Annotated in this window: 3 protein-coding genes; 1 reads left to right on the top strand and 2 read right to left on the bottom strand. The window is 59.0% G+C overall.

The window, feature by feature from the left end; translation table 11 throughout:
* Nucleotides 1-468: 468 nt before the first annotated feature.
* Both arr and E0486_RS18410 read right to left on the bottom strand, forming a co-directional pair.
* A complete protein-coding gene (arr, locus tag E0486_RS18405; RefSeq protein WP_131854507.1) occupies nt 469-894 on the bottom strand; it encodes an NAD(+)--rifampin ADP-ribosyltransferase in 426 nt (141 codons plus the stop codon).
* Between the two features lie 110 nt (nt 895-1004).
* Complete coding sequence (locus E0486_RS18410; RefSeq protein WP_131854509.1) at nt 1005-1439, bottom strand: response regulator; 435 nt, start codon at nt 1437-1439, stop codon at nt 1005-1007.
* Nucleotides 1440-1788: 349 nt separating this feature from the next.
* Here E0486_RS18410 and E0486_RS18415 point away from each other — a divergent pair, with 349 nt between their 5' ends.
* Nucleotides 1789-2256 carry a hypothetical protein gene (locus E0486_RS18415; protein WP_131854511.1) on the top strand — a complete coding sequence of 156 codons (468 nt, stop codon included), beginning with the start codon at nt 1789-1791 and terminating at the stop codon, nt 2254-2256.
* Nucleotides 2257-2360 lie beyond the last annotated feature (104 nt).

Below are 2360 nucleotides of genomic sequence, written 5' to 3' on the forward strand. Positions count from 1 at the left end.
GCCCTCGCCTTCGAATGGAATCGGCGAGACCCCGCACCGCGAAGCGGTGCTATCCCGGTAGCCGGCGGGCAAAGCCCGCCGGAACGGATTGAAAGCGGGAGGACGGCGCCCTGGAAGGGCGCCATCTTTATTACGTCCGGCGCAGCCGGGCGGTGGAATGACGCATCCCGGCCGGCCAATTGGCCCCGCTCATCGGGGGTGGCAGCTCCCCGGTGACCTTCGGTCCGAGGCCTCGGACCCCGGAACCGATATGGCGACCCTTCGGGGCGCATCGTTACCGTACCGCCGTTTACCGGCAGGCTGCGCCTGTCGGCTACCGATATGGCGCCCTTTACGGGCGCGGTCTTGCCTACCAAAATGTGTCCACACGATAGGGCTTGCGCCCGGGGCTACCGACAGACCGCCCCGCTAGAGCGGTTCGCTACCAAAGCATTTCCAATAACTAATTTCCGGACAGCCACATAATGATCAATTAATAATCTCCCCCTTAACATTCGCCAGCCGCTCACGCCATTGCTGTCGCTCCTCGTCGGTCAGCCGCACCCAGTCGGTCACTTCGCCCACGATCTTCAGCGGTGCCCTGCTGCGGTAGGAGCGCGTCGGGTTGCCCGGGAACTTTTTGTCGGTTACGTTCGGGTCGTTCTCGAAGGGGCCGGTGGGCTCCACAACGTACACGCGCTCTTCCCCTTCGCCCGCCGCCAGCGCCGCCGCCAGCCCCGCCCCGTTGACGAGCGCCGTGAAATAAATATGATTCATCAGCACCTCGGGCCGGTAGTTGGACGGGTACCCCGCGGTCAGTAATTCGCCCACCTGCAGGTCTGCCCGGGTGCCGTGGTAGAAAGGGCCTTCGTCGGCAACGTCGGTCCAGCCGAGGTCGATGTATTTGTGAGGCATGTTTGCGTGCTTTTATTGCTGTTCACCCGGCAGCAGGGCGGTTGTAGATCTACGGTCATCGGAAACCCTGGCCGTCCCTGATCTGCCTGTCGTGGTTCGAAAGCAAGGTGCTACTGCGCATTCTTGATGTAGTTGGGCGAAACGCACTCCTGCCAGTACTCCACTATTTTTTCAATGACGCGTTTCAGGTCTTCGTAGTTGGACGGTTTGACGAAGAAACCCTGGATGGACCTCGAATACGCTTCGATGACATGCTTCTGCTCGGCGCTGGTGGAAAAAAAGAGGTAGGGGATGGACTTCAGTCGCAGGTCTTCGTTGTTGTGTACCTTTTCGCGCAACTCGATGCCATTAAGCTTGGGCATGTTGATGTCGGACAAAACCAGGAAGGGTTCGATCGACGTTTCGGTCAGAAAGTTCAGGGCTTCGTAGCTGTCGCCGAAAAAAATGAGTTCGTTCCTGTAGTTCAATTCCGCAAAAACATCGGTCAGGATTTCCTGGTCGTCCAGGTCGTCTTCGATGATGATGATGGGCCCATGCTTGTTCATTTTTTTTGTTTTTGACGCGGGTTCAACTGCTTGATTCCGTAAACGGCCACTCCTGTAACCGGGCCATTGCCACCCGGTGCCGACGCCGGCGGAGCGGCTCATCGGCAGGATGCGCGCCCATCCTTCGAATATAGGCTATTAAATCGGGTTCAACCTGATCGGGGCAGGGCGTCGCAACCGGTCAAACGATGCGGTTCCTGCCGGGACGGCGTCGTCTTGCGCGCCTGCGAATCCATTCGGGGCACGATAGTTGGGCTCTGTATGGAAGGACATTCCCCCCACTTCATTAAGCCGGCACTTTCCCCCCTTCCAGGCTCCGCTTGTCCATCCACCCACGTAATTAGTTACCATGAAAAAGAATATTTTGTTTTTAGCGATGGCTTTTTGCTGCCTGTTCGCGCTCCCCGCTGCCGGCCAGAAATATAAAACGCCGGCGGACACGGTCCGGCTCAACCAGGAACTGGTGAAAGCCAGCAATGAGGCCGCCCGGCTTACCGCCGAACTTGCCGTTGCGCAAAACAACCTGCCGGGCTACGTGGCACGGGCCGAAAAAGCGCATGCCACCGCTGAAGGCACCGCGCAACAAAGCAGCGACCAGGCCGGCAAGGCTACCAACGGCAACGTGAGCGATGCACGCAGCGCGAAGAAAAAAGCACGGCGCGCCTTCAACGATGCGGAAAACGCGAGCGACGCGCGTAATGATATCAAAAAGCAGCAGCGGAAGATCGACCGGCTGACGGCCCAATTGGAACAAAAGCAAAAAATTGTTTCCGGGCTGGAAGAAATGCGCGGCAACATCCGCTCGCTCCCGCAATAACCGGCCTGTTGCACAAGCGGCAACGGCACAGCATCGTTGCGCGGTCGCCCGGTGCCTCCGCCGGCCGGCCCCGATCGTCGTCAAAACCAACTGAAGCAGAAGCC

Origin of the sequence: Flaviaesturariibacter aridisoli (assembly GCF_004343705.1) — a bacterium.
Classification (GTDB): Bacteria; Bacteroidota; Bacteroidia; order Chitinophagales; family Chitinophagaceae; genus Flavisolibacter; species Flavisolibacter aridisoli.

Excerpts from the sequence above, each read along its gene's own strand:
- arr (WP_131854507.1), bottom strand. The coding sequence starts at position 894 with ATGCCTCACAAATACATCGACCTCGGCTGGACCGACGTTGCCGACGAA.
- E0486_RS18410 (WP_131854509.1), bottom strand. The coding sequence starts at position 1,439 with ATGAACAAGCATGGGCCCATCATCATCATCGAAGACGACCTGGACGAC.
- E0486_RS18415 (WP_131854511.1), top strand. The coding sequence starts at position 1,789 with ATGAAAAAGAATATTTTGTTTTTAGCGATGGCTTTTTGCTGCCTGTTC.